We start from the raw sequence: 17,144 nt of genomic DNA on the forward strand, positions 1-17,144 counted from the left end.
ATGCCGCGGGCGCGCTCTTCAGGAGCGGCGTCGATCTGGTCATACGCCTTGAACTCACCAAAGAACTTGGTGATCGCTGCAGTCAGCGACGTCTTGCCATGGTCAACGTGACCAATCGTGCCGATGTTAACGTGGGGCTTCGTACGTTCAAACTTACTCTTTGCCATTTGAGCTCTCCGTAAATTTAGCCTGCTCAGGCATTCTTTTAATTGGGAGCGTGACCCTTAGATCACGCAAACTTCTTCTGGATTTCCTGTGCGACCGCCGTCGGAACCGGCTCATAATGGTCGAACTGCATCGTGTACTGTGCACGGCCCTGGGACATCGAACGCAGCGAGTTCACGTAACCAAACATGTTAGCCAGCGGAACCATTGCATTGACGACCGTGGCGATGCCGCGGGCTTCGGTGCCGGAAATCTGACCGCGACGCGAGTTCAGATCGCCGATGACGTCACCAACGTAATCTTCCGGCGTGACAACCTCGACCTTCATGATCGGTTCGAGGAGCTGTGCGCCAGCCTTCTGCGCACCTTCACGGAACGCTGCACGGGACGCGATTTCGAAGGCGAGAACAGACGAGTCAACGTCATGGTACGCACCGTCGATCAGGGTGGCCTTCACGCCGAGCATCGGGAAGCCAGCCAGCGGGCCTGCACCCATGACGCTTTCGATACCCTTCTGGACACCCGGAATGTATTCCTTCGGAACCGAGCCGCCGACGATCTTCGATTCGAAGATGAAATCGTCGCCATCATGCGGTTCGAAGATGATCTTGACGCGAGCGAACTGACCCGAACCACCCGACTGCTTCTTGTGGGTGTAATCGATTTCAGCCTGACGGGTGATCGATTCACGGTAAGCAACCTGCGGAGCCCCGACGTTGGCTTCAACCTTGAATTCGCGCTTCATGCGATCGACGAGAATGTCGAGGTGAAGTTCGCCCATGCCGGCGATGATGGTCTGACCGGATTCTTCGTCCGACTTGACGCGGAAAGAAGGATCTTCGGCAGCTAGACGATTGAGCGCGATGCCCATCTTTTCCTGGTCGGCCTTGGTCTTCGGTTCGATAGCGATTTCGATAACCGGATCCGGGAATTCCATGCGCTCGAGGATAACCGGCTTCAGCGGATCGCAGAGCGTATCGCCAGTGGTGGTTTCCTTGAGGCCAGCCAGAGCAACGATGTCGCCAGCAAAAGCTTCTTCGATGTCTTCACGGCTGTTGGAGTGCATCTGCAGCATACGGCCGATACGCTCACGCTTGCCCTTGACGGTGTTTTCGAGCGAAATGCCCTTGGTCAGCTTGCCCGAGTAAATACGAGCGAAGGTCAGCGAACCAACGAACGGGTCGTTCATGATCTTGAATGCGAGCATCGAAAGCGGTGCTTCATCCGAAGATTCACGGGTGGTTTCGCTTTCCGTCTTGACGTCGATGCCCTTGATGGCAGGAACATCGGTCGGAGCCGGAAGGAATTCCACAACAGCGTCGAGAAGCGGCTGAATGCCACGGTTCTTGAACGCGGTGCCGCAAAGAACCGGATGGAACTTGACGTCGATGGTGCCCTTACGGATCAGAGCGCGCAGCTCGTCATTCGTAGGCATGGTGCCTTCGAGATAGGCTTCCATTGCAGCTTCGTCGATTTCCACGGCCAGCTCGATGAGCTTTTCGCGATATTCTTCAGCCTTGTCCTTCAGATGGGCAGGAATTTCACCAACCGTCGCAGCTGCGCCGATGGTGCCATCCCAGGTCAGGGCCTTCATTTCGATCAGGTCGATGACGCCTTCGAACTCGTTTTCAGCGCCGATCGGCAGCTGAACCGGAAGTGCTACTGCGCCAAGACGCGAACCGACCATTTCTACGCAACGGTAGAAATCGGCACCGATCTTGTCCATCTTGTTGACGAAGACCATACGCGGGACGTGGTACTTTTCAGCCTGACGCCACACGGTTTCGGTCTGGGGCTCAACGCCAGCGTTGGCGTCGAGCAGCGCGATTGCGCCGTCGAGAACGCGCAGGCTGCGCTCAACTTCAATCGTGAAGTCAACGTGACCAGGCGTGTCGATGATGTTGAAACGGCGCTTCTTACCATCACGGCCCTGCCAGAACGTGGTCGTAGCAGCGGAAGTGATCGTGATACCGCGTTCCTGTTCCTGCTCCATCCAGTCCATGGTCGACGCACCATCGTGGGTTTCGCCGATCTTGTGGTTCTTACCGGTATAGAACAGAATGCGCTCGGTCATCGTCGTCTTACCGGCGTCGATGTGAGCCATGATACCGAAATTGCGGTAGTCTTCGATTTTATATTCGCGGGCCATGATAGTCGCTCTTTGAATAGGTTTCGACGATTACCAGCGGTAATGCGAGAAGGCGCGGTTGGCTTCAGCCATGCGGTGCGTGTCTTCACGCTTCTTCACAGCAGAACCACGGTTGTTGGCAGCGTCAAGCAGCTCACCGGAAAGACGATCGATCATCGTCGTCTCGTTACGGCCACGAGCAGCATTGATGAGCCAACGGATGGCAAGTGCCTGGCGGCGTTCTGGACGCACATCAACCGGAACCTGATAGGTTGCACCACCAACGCGGCGCGAACGGACTTCGATGTGCGGAGCTACGTTGTCGAGCGCCTGATGGAACAGCGCGACCGGCTCGGACTTTGCCTTGGCTTCGATTGCATCGAGCGCACCGTAAACGATGCTTTCAGCAACCGACTTCTTGCCATGAAGCATGACTGCATTCATGAACTTCGTGATAACGAGATCGCCGAACTTCGGATCCGGATTGATCTCACGCTTCTCAGCCTTATGGCGTCTGGACATTTCGTCTCTTCTTTCAATTACATCGGGCTCAGCTCACCTTCTGGCGGCCGGTATCCCCGGAAAATTTTACTTCGGACGCTTTGCACCGTACTTCGAACGGCGCTGCTTGCGGTTCTTGACGCCCTGGGTGTCGAGAACGCCGCGGATGATGTGGTAACGCACACCTGGCAAGTCCTTTACACGACCGCCGCGGATCATGACGACGGAGTGCTCCTGCAGGTTATGCCCTTCACCAGGGATATAACCGATAACTTCGAAGCCGTTCGTCAGACGAACCTTGGCAACCTTACGCAGAGCCGAGTTCGGCTTCTTCGGGGTCGTCGTGTAAACGCGGGTGCAAACGCCGCGCTTCTGAGGGTTTGCCTGCAGTGCAGGAACCTTATTACGCTTTACCGGCGCAATGCGCGGCTTGCGGATAAGCTGGTTTACGGTTGGCATACAACCTTCCTCTTTAAAAAATCTCGTATCCACGCCCCAAGGGGCCGTTTCACCGGCATGCTCATGCACAAATTCGGAGTCAGCCCTCGTCAACCGGTGGCCACCCCGAACAAAAGCAGAGGAAGCTGACGCTTCATGCGAACGGCAAGTTGCATTTCGATCGTAAAACGAACCCTGTTTGAGACGAACTTCAGGACGCGTCGTCCCGAAAAAGCCTGTCTCACATCGGCTCAGATGGGCTGCTGATACGTCTTTAGCGACGTTTCGTCAAGGGCAGCGGCTCAAGTTTCTTTAATGAAAGCCCTGAAACCGGCGTTTTGATCCCGCCCGGACAGGTTATTGCGCCGCATTTGACGACTATTCGCTAATATTACGCGATCAAAACCGTCATTTTCCTATGCAAGCATGGCGCAGCCACTCAGGTCAGGCTATTGAAGCACATCCGAGTCGAAACGCAACCGAATATTAAGGGTTTCTCAATGTCTTCCACATCCACAAATGATTCCACACCTGCGGGCGACGATTCGCCAACCGTCCATCTCGTCATCGCTGATGTCTGGAACGAAGGCGAAGAATCCCCAGTCGAAGTACACCTGCTTTTGAAATCGGACGAGAACGAAGATCTCGTTCAGACCGTCCTCAGCATTCTTGCCGAAGAAGGCTACCATGAAGCCGAACTTCTGGAGATGGGCACACTGACCGAAGAGCCGGAAGAAGAACCGCACAAGAGCGCCTGGGCCACCGCCCTTAGCGGTGAAGTCGCGCTGATCGAATTCGACGGCGACGACGAGGAAGAAGAATAAGCATCATAGAGAGCGCCGGTTTCAACCGGCGTTTTTTTTTCTTCTGCTGATGCGGGCTCTCCCGTTATCCCGAAATGCAAAAAGGCCGCCCCGAAGGGCGGCCTTTTTCAGTTTCGTATCCGCCGATCTTATTCGGCAGCGTTGTTGGTCATGTCCACCAGCATCGCATTGGCTTCCGCGGAACCGGAAGACTTGCGGCGCTCGTCGATGATCAGATCGTCGCGAGCGGTTGCGATGCGACGGATCTGGTTGGTCATGCCGCCAGTACCGGCCGGAATGAGACGGCCAACGATGACGTTTTCCTTGAGACCCTGCAGCGTGTCCATCTTGCCGGCCACCGCAGCCTCGGTGAGGACGCGGGTCGTTTCCTGGAACGACGCAGCAGAGATGAACGAAGGCGTCTGCAGCGAAGCCTTGGTGATACCGAGCAGAACAGGATTGCCGGAGCCCGGCTTCTTGCCCTCTTCGATAAGACGCTCGTTGATCTCTTCCAACTCGATGCGGTCGACGTGGTCGCCCGGAATGTAGCCGGTATCGCCGGATTCCGTGATTTCCACCTTCTGCAGCATCTGACGGACAATCACTTCGATGTGCTTGTCGTTGATCAAAACGCCCTGCAGACGATAGACTTCCTGGATTTCGTTCACGAGGTACGAAGCCAGAGCTTCGACGCCCTTGATCGCCAGAATGTCATGCGGTGCCGGGTTGCCGTCGAGGATGTACTCACCCTTTTCGATGACGTCGCCGTCCTGAAGATGGAACGGCTTGCCCTTCGGAATGAGGTACTCGACCGGCTCGATCGTGTCGTCGTTCGGCTCGATGATGATGCGACGCTTGTTCTTGTAGTCGCGACCGAAGCGAACGGTACCATCGATCTCGGCGATGATGGCATGGTCCTTCGGACGACGTGCTTCGAACAGTTCGGCCACACGCGGCAGACCGCCGGTGATGTCCTTGGTCTTGGCGCTTTCCATCGGCAGACGGGCGATAACGTCACCAGCCTTCACATGCGCGCCAGGCTCGACCGAAAGGATCGATTCCACGGAGAGCAGGAAGCGGGCATCGCCACCCTTCGACAGCTTCAGGATCTTGCCGGCCTTGTCCTTGATGACCATGGCAGGCTTGAGGTCCGAACCGCGAGGCGTCGAACGCCAGTCGATGACGACGCGCTTCGTGATACCGGTCGACTCGTCAGCCGTTTCCGAAACCGAGAGACCATCGACGAGATCTTCGAACTCAACATAGCCTTCAACTTCGGTCATGATCGGACGGGTATACGGGTCCCACTCAGCAATACGCTGGCCGCGCTTGACCGTATCGCCCTCGTCCACGAACAGACGCGAACCGTAGGTCACGCGGTGGACCGCACGTTCCTTGCCCGTTGCGTCGAGGATCAGGACAGCCATGTTACGGCCCATCACCACGAGGTTGCCATCGGAGTTGCGAACCACGTTGCGGTTACGCAGCTTGACGGTGCCTTCGTACGAAGCTTCGAGATACGAGCTGTCAACCACCTGTGCAGTACCGCCCAAGTGGAAGGTACGCATGGTGAGCTGGGTGCCCGGCTCGCCGATCGACTGAGCAGCGATAACGCCGACCGCTTCGCCCTGGTTGACCGGAGTACCGCGTGCAAGGTCGCGACCATAGCACTTGGCGCAGACGCCGTTGCGGGTTTCGCAGGTCAGGGCCGAACGGATGCGGATCGACTGGATACCAGCCTTCTCGATGATCTCGACGTCCTTTTCCTCGATCATGCGGCCAGCTTCGACGATGACTTCGCCGGTTGCCGGATGCAGGATCGGATCGAGAGCCGTACGGCCCAGAACGCGCTGGCCGATCGAGGCAACGATCTGACCGGCATCGACGATCGGCTGCATGGTGAGACCGATTTCGGCGCCGCAATCGACTTCCGAAATGATTGCATCCTGTGCAACGTCAACGAGACGGCGGGTCAGGTAGCCCGAGTTAGCCGTCTTCAAGGCGGTGTCTGCCAGACCCTTACGGGCACCGTGGGTCGAGTTGAAGTACTCGTTAACGGTCAGGCCTTCCTTGAAGTTCGAGATGATCGGGGTTTCGATGATTTCACCCGACGGCTTGGCCATCAGGCCACGCATGCCGCCAAGCTGACGCATCTGGTTGACCGAACCACGGGCACCCGAATGCGACATCATGTAGACCGAGTTCATCTGCTTCTGGCGACCGGTCACCGGATCGAATTCGACGGCCTTCAGCCGCGCCATCATCTCTTCGGTGATCTTGTCGGTAGCCTTGCCCCAGGCGTCAACGACCTTGTTGTACTTTTCGCCCTGAGTGATCAGGCCGTCATTGTACTGCTGTTCGTATTCGGTCGTGAGCGCTTCGGTGTCGGCAACAATCTTCGCCTTCGTGTCCGGGATAACCATGTCATCCTTGCCGAAGGAGATGCCTGCACGGCAGGCATGAGCGAAACCGAGCTGCATGATGCGATCGCAGAAGATGACCGTCTCTTTCTGACCGCAATGGCGGTAGACGTGGTCGATCATCTTGGAGATGTTCTTCTTGGTCATCTCCTGATTGCAGATGTCGAACGGCACCATGACGTTCTTCGGCAGAAGCTCGCCAATGATCATGCGGCCAGGCGTCGTATCGTAGATCTTCGACACTGGCTTGCCTTCGGCGTCGACCGTCTTGAAGCGGCCCTTGATCTTGGTGTGCAGCGTAACGACCTTGTTTTCAAGCGCATGCTGCAGCTCGCCCATATCCGCGAACATCATGCCCTCGCCCGGCTCCTTCTCCGCCACGATGGACAGATAATAAAGGCCGAGAACCATGTCCTGCGAAGGAACGATGATCGGTGCGCCGTTAGCCGGATGCAGGATGTTGTTGGTCGACATCATCAGCACGCGGGCTTCAAGCTGAGCTTCAAGCGACAGCGGAACGTGAACAGCCATCTGGTCACCGTCGAAGTCGGCGTTGAACGCCGTACAGACGAGCGGATGCAGCTGGATCGCCTTGCCTTCGATCAGGGTAGGCTCGAATGCCTGAATACCGAGACGGTGCAGCGTCGGAGCGCGGTTCAGGAGAACCGGATGCTCACGGATCACTTCGTCAAGGATATCCCAGACTTCCGGACGTTCCTTTTCAACCAGTTTCTTCGCCTGCTTGACGGTCGAGGAATAACCCTTGGCGTCGAGACGTGCGTAGATGAATGGTTTGAACAGTTCGAGCGCCATCTTCTTCGGCAGGCCGCACTGGTGCAGCTTCAGTTCCGGACCGGTCACGATGACCGAGCGGCCGGAATAGTCGACGCGCTTGCCGAGCAGGTTCTGACGGAAACGGCCCTGCTTGCCCTTGAGCATGTCGGAGAGCGACTTCAGCGGGCGCTTGTTGGCTCCGGTGATGACACGGCCACGACGGCCGTTGTCGAACAGCGCGTCCACAGCTTCCTGCAGCATACGCTTTTCGTTGCGGATGATGATGCCCGGTGCGCGCAGTTCGATCAGGCGCTTCAGACGGTTGTTACGGTTGATGACGCGGCGATAGAGATCGTTCAGATCCGACGTCGCGAAACGACCGCCGTCCAGCGGCACGAGCGGACGCAGGTCCGGCGGAATGACCGGAACGATCTTCATGATCATCCATTCCGGGCGGTTTCCCGACTCCAGGAAGTTTTCGACGATCTTCAGACGCTTCATCAGCTTCTTCTGCTTCAGGTCCGAAGTGGTCTCGGCAAGCTCGACGCGCAGATCGGCGGCGATCTTTTCGAGTTCCATCGAAGCCAGAAGCTCGTAGATAGCTTCAGCACCGATGAGGGCAGTGAACTGATCTTCGCCGAATTCATCGACGGCAATCATATATTCCTCTTCCGAAAGAAGCTGGTGCTCCTTCAGCGAGGTCAGGCCCGGTTCGGTAACGATGTAGTTCTCAAAGTACAGGACGCGCTCGATATCCTTGAGCGTCATGTCCAGCAGCGTGCCGATACGGCTCGGCAGCGACTTCAGGAACCAGATATGGGCAACCGGGGCCGCGAGTTCGATGTGGCCCATGCGCTCGCGACGAACGCGCGAGAGCGTGACTTCCACGCCGCACTTTTCGCAGATGATGCCCTTGTATTTCATACGCTTGTACTTGCCGCACAAGCATTCATAGTCCTTGATCGGGCCGAAGATGCGCGCGCAGAAGAGACCATCGCGTTCAGGCTTGAACGTACGGTAGTTGATCGTCTCCGGCTTCTTGATCTCGCCGTATGACCAGGACAGAATCTTCTCAGGGCTGGCAATCGAGATTCTGATGGAATCGAACGTCTGTGCCGGAGCCTGAGGATTGAAAAGATTCATGACCTCTTGGTTCATGCCGTTCTCCTTGAGGGCGATCCGTCGCCCTGTGTCGTCGATGACAAGCTGAAAATCCTTGCCATCCTGAAAAGAAATCGCGGTGCTACGCAGTTATGAACTGGCTTGCCGTAGTCTCGCTTCCTCTTGCGGGGAAAAACCGCCGTCATCGAAAACGAGTTTACCGGCGCGCCACGGCGATACCATGGCGCGCCTCGAAGTTTATTCCGCCGCGTCCGGCAGGGCCGGCTGTTCAGCGTCACGCGTGTCGTCGAGTTCGACATTGAGGCCGAGCGAGCGCATTTCCTTGACGAGAACGTTGAAGCTCTCCGGAATGCCCGCTTCGAACGTGTCGTCGCCGCGCACGATCGCTTCGTAGACCTTGGTACGGCCTGCCACGTCGTCCGACTTGACGGTAAGCATTTCCTGCAGCGTGTAGGCCGCACCGTATGCTTCCAGAGCCCAGACCTCCATTTCGCCGAAGCGCTGGCCGCCGAACTGGGCCTTGCCGCCCAGAGGCTGCTGCGTAACGAGCGAGTAAGGTCCGATCGAACGAGCGTGGATTTTGTCGTCGACCAGGTGGTGGAGCTTCAGCATATAGATGTAGCCCATGGTCACCTGACGGTCGAACGGCTCACCCGTACGGCCATCGTAAAGCGTCGACTGACCAGACGTTGCAAGTCCGGCATCCGTCAGCATCGCGTTGATGTCGGCTTCAACCGCACCGTCGAAGACCGGCGTTGCGATCGACACGCCGCGCTTCACCTGGTTGGCCAGCATGAGGACGGAATCGTCATCATAAGACCGGACCGGTTCATTGCGGTCGTTGTCCGGATAGATGTGCTCCAGCGTCTGGCGCAGAGGCTCGATATTGGCCGTCTTGCGATAAACGTCGATGAGCTCACCGATCTTCTTGCCCATGCCTGCGCAAGCCCAGCCGAGGTGGGTTTCCAGAATCTGGCCCACGTTCATTCGGCTCGGAACGCCAAGCGGGTTCAACACGATGTCGGCATGCGTACCATCTTCCAGGAACGGCATGTCCTCGACCGGCAGAATGCGCGAAACCACACCCTTGTTGCCGTGACGGCCAGCCATCTTGTCGCCTGGCTGAATCTTGCGCTTCACAGCGACGAAGACCTTGACCATCTTCATGACGCCCGGAGGCATCTCGTCGCCGCGCTGTACCTTTTCGACCTTGTCCATGAAGCGTGCTTCGAGCAGCTTCTTGGAGTCGTCGTACTGGCTGCGCAGAGCTTCCAGCTCGCCCTGAAGCTTTTCGTCTTCAACGGCAAACTGCCACCACTGCGACCGCGGATACTCCGTCATGAGATCGCGGCTGATCGTTGTGCCCTTCTTGAAGCCCTTCGGGCCGGCAGCGGCAACCTTGCCATCGATCATGTCGGCGAGACGGCCATAGACGTTGCGGTCCAGGATCGCCTGTTCGTCGTCACGGTCCTTGGCGAGACGCTCGATTTCCTCGCGCTCGATAGCCATGGCGCGTTCGTCCTTTTCAACGCCGTGGCGATTGAAAACGCGAACTTCCACAACCGTACCGTAGGTTCCGGGCGGCATGCGCATGGAGGTGTCACGGACGTCCGATGCCTTTTCACCGAAGATGGCGCGCAGAAGCTTTTCTTCCGGCGTCATCGGGCTTTCGCCCTTCGGCGTGATCTTGCCGACAAGAATGTCGCCAGGATGCACTTCGGCACCGATGTATACGATACCGGCTTCGTCGAGGTTCTTCAGCGCTTCTTCCGAAACGTTCGGAATATCGCGGGTGATTTCCTCAGGTCCAAGCTTGGTGTCGCGGGCAGCAACTTCGAATTCCTCGATATGAATCGAGGTGAACACGTCTTCCGAAACGATCTTCTCGGAAAGCAGGATCGAGTCTTCGTAGTTGTAGCCGTTCCACGGCATGAACGCGACGAGCACGTTGCGGCCGAGAGCCAGATCGCCCAGATCCGTGGACGGACCGTCAGCGATGATGTCGCCCTTGCCGATCGGGTCACCGACGCGAACGAGCGGACGCTGGTTGATGCAGGTCGACTGGTTCGAGCGCTGGAACTTCTGCAGACGATAGATATCGACGCCCGACTTGGAGGGATCGAGATCTTCCGTTGCACGGATAACGATACGGGTCGCATCCACCTGGTCGACGATACCGCCGCGACGCGCTGCAATAGCTGCACCGGAGTCGCGAGCGACGATCGGTTCCATGCCGGTGCCGACGAACGGCGCTTCAGCGCGAACGAGCGGAACGGCCTGACGCTGCATGTTCGAGCCCATGAGAGCGCGGTTGGCGTCGTCGTTTTCAAGGAACGGGATCAGAGCCGCAGCAACCGAAACAAGCTGCTTCGGCGAAACGTCCATCAGGTCCACGTTTTCACGCGGAGCCATCATCACTTCGCCTGCATGACGGCAGATGACGAACTCGTCAACGAAACCGCCCTGCTCGTCCAGTTCGACGTTAGCCTGGGCAACCGAGTGCTTGGCTTCTTCCATCGCCGACAGATAGACAACGTCGTTCGTCACCTTGCCGTCGACAACCTTGCGGTACGGGCTTTCGATGAAGCCGTACTTGTTGACGCGGGCAAAGGTTGCGAGCGAGTTGATCAGACCGATATTCGGGCCTTCCGGCGTCTCGATCGGGCAGATACGGCCATAGTGGGTCGGATGCACGTCGCGGACTTCGAAGCCAGCGCGCTCGCGGGTCAGACCGCCCGGTCCAAGTGCCGACAGACGGCGCTTGTGGGTGATTTCCGAAAGCGGGTTGGTCTGGTCCATGAACTGCGACAGCTGCGAGGAACCGAAGAACTCGCGCACGGCTGCAGCAGCCGGCTTCGCGTTGATCAGGTCCTGCGGCATGACCGTGTCGATTTCGATCGAGGACATACGTTCCTTGATCGCGCGCTCCATGCGGAGCAGACCGACGCGGTACTGATTTTCCATCAGTTCACCGACCGAACGCACACGGCGGTTGCCGAGATTGTCGATGTCGTCGATTTCGCCGCGACCATCGCGCAATTCCACAAGCATCTTGACCACGGCCAGGATGTCTTCCTTGCGCAGAACGCGCACGGTGTCTTCCGCATCGAGGTCCAGACGCATGTTCATCTTCACGCGACCGACGGCCGAAAGGTCGTAACGCTCGGCATCGAAGAACAGCGAGTTGAACATCGCTTCGGCCGAATCCATCGTAGGCGGCTCGCCCGGACGCATGACGCGATAGATGTCGAACAGGGCTTCCTGACGGCTTTCGTTCTTGTCGACAGCCAGCGTGTTGCGGATGTACGCGCCGATATTGACATGGTCGATATCGAGAACGTTGATTTCCGTCTCACCGGTGTCGAGCAGGGTCTTGAGGACCTTCTCGTCGATTTCGTCACCGGCTTCGAGATAAATCTCACCGGTTGCGTAATTGACGACGTCTTCCGCAAGATAAGAACCGAACAGGTCGTCTTCCGTCGCCTTGATGGCCTGGAGGCCCTTTTCGGCAAGCTGCTTGGCCGAACGGGCGGTCAGCTTCTTGCCGGCTTCCAGAACGACTTCGCCGGTGTCCGCGTCGATGAGATCGGAAATGATCTTCATGCCCTTGAAGCGGTCAGCCGAATACGGAATGCGCCAATTGTCGCCATCACGCGTATAGGTGACAGTCTTGTAGAACGTCGACAGAATTTCTTCGCCGTCCATGCCGAGCGCCATCAGCAGCGTGGTGGCCGGCAGCTTGCGACGACGGTCGATACGTGCGTAGACGATGTCCTTGGAATCGAATTCGATATCGAGCCAGGAACCGCGATAAGGAATGACGCGAGCCGCGAACAGGAGCTTGCCCGACGAATGGGTCTTGCCCTTGTCATGATCGAAGAAGACGCCCGGCGAACGGTGCATCTGTGAAACGATCACGCGCTCGGTACCATTGACGATGAAGGTGCCGTTGTCGGTCATGAGCGGCATATCGCCCATGTAGACATCCTGTTCCTTGATGTCCTTGATCGACTTCGCGCCGGTATCTTCGTCAATATCGAACACGATGAGACGCAGCGTCACCTTGAGTGGCGCCGAATACGTCAGATCGCGCTGACGGCATTCGTCAACGTCGAATTTTGGTGCGTCGAACTCGTAGCGAACGAATTCGAGCATTGAAGCGCCGGAGAAATCCTGAATTGGGAAAACAGACTTGAAAACCGCCTGCAAACCCTCGTCAGGACGCCCACCGGATGGTTCTTCAACCATAAGGAACTGGTCGTAAGATGCCTTTTGAACCTCGATAAGGTTCGGCATCTCGGCGACCTCTGGGATCTTGCCGAAAAATTTGCGTACGCGCTTGCGACCATTGAAAGAATGGGTCTGAGCCATCGTCGCTCCTCGTTCTATAGCCTTGCGGCTTGCTCACGCCTTGCGGCCTTTATCATGCGCCGCCCTTCGGCGGTCCTTCGAGCACATGAACCTTCAGATCGGCCCCTTCAGATCGGATGGATCGAAAGGATCATATGCAAACTTTCCAGAGCGGCCTTCAGCATCGTTGCCGACACGCGGCGCTCTTAACGGGCTAAAACCCGTTTCCTGAAAGCCGTTCCGGCACTCAGGAAAAGGGTTCCAGTCATCCGACCCACCGGGAAAGTCCGGCGGGAACTGGCGGATGGAAAACCATCCGCCAGAATAGTCCGAACTTACTTGAGTTCGACCTTGGCGCCAGCAGCTTCGAGCTGTGCCTTGATCTTCTCAGCTTCGTCCTTCGAAGCGCCTTCCTTGACAGCCTTCGGAGCGCCTTCGACCAGGTCCTTGGCTTCCTTGAGGCCGAGACCGGTGATTGCGCGCACTTCCTTGATCACGTTGATCTTGTTAGCGCCGCCGTCAGCGAGAACGACGTCGAATTCGGTCTTTTCTTCTGCAGCAGCAGCAGGGGCAGCGCCACCAGCAGCAGCAACAGCGACCGGAGCAGCAGCCGAAACGCCCCACTTCTCTTCGAGAAGCTTGGACAGCTCAGCGGCTTCCAGAACGGTCAGGGCCGAAAGGTCTTCAACGATCTTTGCGAGATCAGCCATTTTTGTACTTCCTATTATAAAGGTTTGAACTTGACAGCGAGAAACGGCCTTAAGCCGCCTCGTTCTTCCGGGCGTGCGCGCCGATAACGCGGGCGATCTGGCCCGCCGGAGCGCTGGTAAGTACTGCAAGACGCTGAGCCGGGGTCTGGATCATTCCAACCAGCTTTGCGCGCAGTTCGTCGAGCGACGGGAGCGAAGCAAGCGACTTGACGCCATCGGCGTTAAGCGTCGTTGCACCCATTGCACCGCCGAGGATAACGAGCTTGTCGTTAGTCTTGGCGAATTCGACGGCTACTTTCGGAGCGGCGATCGGATCGTTTGCGTAAGCAACGACCGTCTGACCCGTAAACAGGTCAGCAATACCTTCCGATTCCGTGCCCTGAAGAGCGATTTTGGCAAGGCGGTTTTTCGCGACTTTAACGGACCCACCTGCATCACGCATCTTCGAGCGAAGATCGCTCATCTGCGAAACGGTGAGACCGGTATAGTGGGCCACGACGACCGAACCGGACTCTTTGAAAGCGCCGTTCAGCCACGCGACAAATTCGCGCTTTTCCGCTCTATCCACTGTCTCTCTCCAGTTGACAGGACCACATGGCCCTGCCGGGTTGCCTTTGCCGGACGAACTTCACAGTCAGTCCGACGTTCGAGGATCCTGTCCCCTTCAGTTCCACCTGCAAGCAGGCTTCACCCAAAGGCAACTACGGTTCAAACCTTGCATGCACATTCGTGCGAAACAGGGTTATTCCACGTCTCATGCAGGCTTTGCGTTTAAGGAAAACCACCCGAAGATGATGATCCGCCTGCAATCTCGGACAGGATAACCGGATTTTCATCCGGCTATCCGGGTCTTGCGACCCGGAATTCTTGCCGTTCGTCCTGTTGTTCCAGAACTGGCTGGCAGCCATGCCTCTCCAATCGGAAAGGCTTGGGCCCCGGCGAACCGGAGCCCTGAAACTTAGGCGACGACCTTGACGGTTGCCGGGTCGACCTTGACGCCAACGCCCATGGTCGAGGAAATCGACACGCGCTTGACGTATTCACCCTTGGCAGCCGATGGCTTTGCCTTGATGACGGCGTCAGCGAAAGCCTTGATGTTTTCTTCGAGCTTGGCATTGTCGAAGGAAACCTTGCCGATACCGGCATGGATGATACCGGCCTTCTCGACGCGGAACTCGACTGCGCCGCCCTTGGAAGCAGCAACAGCAGCTGCAACGTCGGTGGTGACGGTGCCAACCTTCGGGTTTGGCATCATGCCGCGAGGGCCGAGAACCTTACCAAGACGGCCAACGAGCGGCATCATGTCCGGGGTTGCAATGCAGCGATCGAATTCGATCTTGCCGCCATTGACGATTTCGAACAGTTCTTCCGCACCGACGATGTCGGCGCCAGCCTTCTTGGCTTCTTCAGCCTTGTCGCCGCGAGCGAAAACAGCAACGCGAACCGTACGGCCCGTGCCATTCGGCAGGTTGACGACACCGCGGACCATCTGGTCGGCGTGGCGCGGATCGACGCCGAGGTTCATCGCGATTTCGATGGTTTCATCGAACTTGGCGACAGCACGTTCCTTGACGAGACCGATAGCAGCCGACAGATCGTACAGCTTGTTGCGATCGACGCCTTCACGGATCTTGTTAATGCGCTTGGAAATCTTCGCCATCGTCTCAGCCCACCACTTCCAGGCCCATCGAACGGGCAGAACCTTCGATCATGCGCATCGCTGCTTCAATGTCAGCGGCGTTCAGATCCTTCATCTTCGCTTCAGCGATCGTGCGAACCTTGTCGCGGGTGATCGTGCCGGCGCTTGCCTTACCCGGGGTCTTCGAACCGGACTTGAGGTTAGCGGCCTTCTTGAGGAAGTAGGTTACCGGAGGCGTCTTCATCACAAAAGTGAAAGACTTGTCCTGGTAATAGGTGATCACGACTGGAATCGGCGAACCCTTTTCCATTTCCTGCGAGGCAGCATTGAACGCCTTGCAGAATTCCATGATGTTGATGCCGCGCTGACCCAGGGCCGGACCGATCGGGGGCGACGGATTGGCCGCACCTGCCGCTACCTGGAGCTTCAGCTGGCCTGCAATTTTCTTAGCCATTGCTTTCTGCCTTTTTTACTTTGCCGGAAATCCGGCTTTCTCGATTAATGCCGGAAAATCCGGCTCTCGACTGACGCCAGTTCGACTGGCGGGCAGTTCGGTGGTCCGGAGATCGGCGACCGGCTAAGCCGCCTTCCCTTCCACCATTTCCACTCCAGCCGAAATTCGCCGGGAGTGGAGCCCTTCACGGGCAAACGATCAGAGCTTGTCAACCTGACCGTATTCCAGATCCACGGGCGTTGCGCGCCCGAAGATGGAAACCTCAACCTTGAGACGCGCGCGTTCTTCGTCGACTTCCTGAACGATCCCGTTGAAGGAAGCGAACGGACCGTCGGAAACGCGAACGTTTTCGCCAATCTCGAAGGATACCGAAGTCTTCGGGCGCTCGACGCCATCCTGAACCTGGTTCAGAATCTGGTCGACTTCCTTCTGGGAAACCGGCACCGGCTTGGAATCGCCAAGGAAGCCAGTGACTTTCGGAGTATTCTTGATCAGCGAGAAGACGGCATCCGTAAGGGTTGCACGCACCAGCACGTAACCCGGGAAGAACTTGCGCTCTGCGTCAACCTTGCGGCCGCGGCGCACTTCAACGATCTTCTCGGTCGGCACGACGATCTGCTCGATAAGCTCGGACAGACCCTTCTGCTTTGCCTTGGCCTCGATGTCCTCGGCGACCTTCTTTTCGAAATTGGAATAGGCGTGAACGATGTACCAGCGCGCCGTCATCTAAAAACTCCCCAATCCTAACTTATCGACCAAGGCCGAGAATAAATTCTACGCCATAGGCCATAAGCTGGTCGGCAAGAAAAAAGAACGCGGCAGCCAGAAACGCCATGATCACCACCATAATGGTGGAGATGACCGTTTCACGCCGTGTAGGCCAGGTCACCTTCGCCGTTTCGGCGCGAACTTGCTGAAAAAAGGTGATCGGATTCGTCTTGGATGCCATCTGCCGCTCTGTCATTGATCCGGCGCTACCCCCAAACTCTAGCTCGCAAAAACGAATCAAAAGCCTGAAGTCACGCGTATACGGCACGCAAAGCTGAAAATTCAGCCCCACGCGCCGCGTGTCTGTTGACGCTACATAGAATCGATTCCCGAAAAAAACAAGCCCAAAGGTTAAAAGAATACCATACAGGCTTATCGGAGATCCGATCCTTGCGAATATCACCCGGCGCACCATCCAATCGTGCGGCGGCGATCCTCCCCTGCCCGGCCAACAAATCCCGCAGGGAATTATCATTTTCCACGACGTCGCCCTGCCGAAGCCTGCGCCATCATCGAAAAGGTAAGGCGGCATAGATGGCCGCCTGAACTATCATATAGAAAACGGGCACCCATAGTCAAGCCATGAGCACCCGTTCTGAAATGGCAGGGGCAGCAGGGTTCGAACCCGCGACCTACGGTTTTGGAGACCGTCGCTCTACCAACTGAGCTATACCCCTATGCGGCATTTAGAATGCCAGACTGGCGGCGTAACCGCCAGTCAAATTCATTACTCGATGATCGAGGAGACGATGCCTGCACCGACGGTGCGGCCGCCTTCACGGATAGCGAAGCGGAGCTTCTCTTCCATGGCGATCGGCACGATCAGCTGCACGTCCATGGCGACGTTATCGCCAGGCATGACCATTTCCGTG

The 17,144-nt window shown here is 57.3% G+C and carries 14 protein-coding genes and 1 tRNA gene; 1 reads left to right on the top strand and 14 read right to left on the bottom strand.

Annotated features, from left to right (window positions below):
* From ACOWVS_RS22820 to rpsL, 4 genes are all read right to left on the bottom strand, one after another.
* Positions 1 to 167, bottom strand: a 167-nt coding sequence (locus tag ACOWVS_RS22820) for a GTP-binding protein (RefSeq protein WP_313790970.1), incomplete at its 3' end; no start/stop codon positions are given.
* 62 nt (positions 168 to 229) lie between these two features.
* The gene (fusA, locus tag ACOWVS_RS22825; RefSeq protein ID WP_021587209.1) at positions 230 to 2,314 is read right to left on the bottom strand and encodes an elongation factor G; all 2,085 of its coding nucleotides are present in this window, start codon (positions 2,312 to 2,314) and stop codon (positions 230 to 232) included.
* A 30-nt stretch (positions 2,315 to 2,344) separates the two neighbouring features.
* Entirely contained in the window at positions 2,345 to 2,815 is a 471-nt protein-coding gene (gene rpsG / locus ACOWVS_RS22830; RefSeq protein ID WP_006467033.1) for a 30S ribosomal protein S7, read from the bottom strand.
* A 66-nt stretch (positions 2,816 to 2,881) separates the two neighbouring features.
* Entirely contained in the window at positions 2,882 to 3,253 is a 372-nt protein-coding gene (gene rpsL / locus ACOWVS_RS22835; RefSeq protein ID WP_006471111.1) for a 30S ribosomal protein S12, read from the bottom strand.
* Between the two features lie 479 nt (positions 3,254 to 3,732).
* Between rpsL and ACOWVS_RS22840 the strand changes: the two genes are divergently transcribed.
* Positions 3,733 to 4,056: a hypothetical protein gene (locus ACOWVS_RS22840; RefSeq protein WP_021587208.1), complete on the top strand. Its 324-nt coding sequence runs from the start codon at positions 3,733 to 3,735 to the stop codon at positions 4,054 to 4,056.
* Between the two features lie 128 nt (positions 4,057 to 4,184).
* On the opposite strand, the gene rpoC is transcribed toward ACOWVS_RS22840, so the two are convergent.
* From rpoC to ACOWVS_RS22890, 10 genes are all read right to left on the bottom strand, one after another.
* Positions 4,185 to 8,387 (bottom strand): DNA-directed RNA polymerase subunit beta', encoded by a 4,203-nt coding sequence (gene rpoC, locus ACOWVS_RS22845; protein ID WP_006467037.1) that lies wholly within the window; start codon positions 8,385 to 8,387, stop codon positions 4,185 to 4,187.
* A gap of 201 nt (positions 8,388 to 8,588) precedes the next feature.
* Complete coding sequence (rpoB, locus tag ACOWVS_RS22850; protein ID WP_021587206.1) at positions 8,589 to 12,722, bottom strand: DNA-directed RNA polymerase subunit beta; 4,134 nt, start codon at positions 12,720 to 12,722, stop codon at positions 8,589 to 8,591.
* A 314-nt stretch (positions 12,723 to 13,036) separates the two neighbouring features.
* The gene (rplL, locus tag ACOWVS_RS22855; protein ID WP_006467038.1) at positions 13,037 to 13,411 is read right to left on the bottom strand and encodes a 50S ribosomal protein L7/L12; all 375 of its coding nucleotides are present in this window, start codon (positions 13,409 to 13,411) and stop codon (positions 13,037 to 13,039) included.
* Positions 13,412 to 13,460: 49 nt separating this feature from the next.
* Positions 13,461 to 13,979 (bottom strand): 50S ribosomal protein L10, encoded by a 519-nt coding sequence (gene rplJ / locus ACOWVS_RS22860; protein ID WP_006467039.1) that lies wholly within the window; start codon positions 13,977 to 13,979, stop codon positions 13,461 to 13,463.
* A gap of 390 nt (positions 13,980 to 14,369) precedes the next feature.
* Entirely contained in the window at positions 14,370 to 15,071 is a 702-nt protein-coding gene (gene rplA / locus ACOWVS_RS22865) for a 50S ribosomal protein L1 (RefSeq protein WP_006467041.1), read from the bottom strand.
* A gap of 4 nt (positions 15,072 to 15,075) precedes the next feature.
* Positions 15,076 to 15,504: a 50S ribosomal protein L11 gene (gene rplK / locus ACOWVS_RS22870; protein WP_006467042.1), complete on the bottom strand. Its 429-nt coding sequence runs from the start codon at positions 15,502 to 15,504 to the stop codon at positions 15,076 to 15,078.
* A gap of 198 nt (positions 15,505 to 15,702) precedes the next feature.
* Positions 15,703 to 16,230 (bottom strand): transcription termination/antitermination protein NusG, encoded by a 528-nt coding sequence (nusG, locus tag ACOWVS_RS22875; RefSeq protein ID WP_006467043.1) that lies wholly within the window; start codon positions 16,228 to 16,230, stop codon positions 15,703 to 15,705.
* A 22-nt stretch (positions 16,231 to 16,252) separates the two neighbouring features.
* Positions 16,253 to 16,453 (bottom strand): preprotein translocase subunit SecE, encoded by a 201-nt coding sequence (gene secE, locus ACOWVS_RS22880; RefSeq protein WP_002964376.1) that lies wholly within the window; start codon positions 16,451 to 16,453, stop codon positions 16,253 to 16,255.
* 420 nt (positions 16,454 to 16,873) lie between these two features.
* A tRNA-Trp gene (locus ACOWVS_RS22885) sits at positions 16,874 to 16,949 on the bottom strand.
* A 50-nt stretch (positions 16,950 to 16,999) separates the two neighbouring features.
* A partial coding sequence (locus ACOWVS_RS22890; protein WP_420973129.1) for an elongation factor Tu occupies positions 17,000 to 17,144 on the bottom strand: 145 nt, incomplete at its 5' end.

It is taken from the genome of Brucella sp. IR068 (genome assembly GCF_049065885.1).
Taxonomy (GTDB): Bacteria; Pseudomonadota; Alphaproteobacteria; order Rhizobiales; family Rhizobiaceae; genus Brucella; species Brucella intermedia.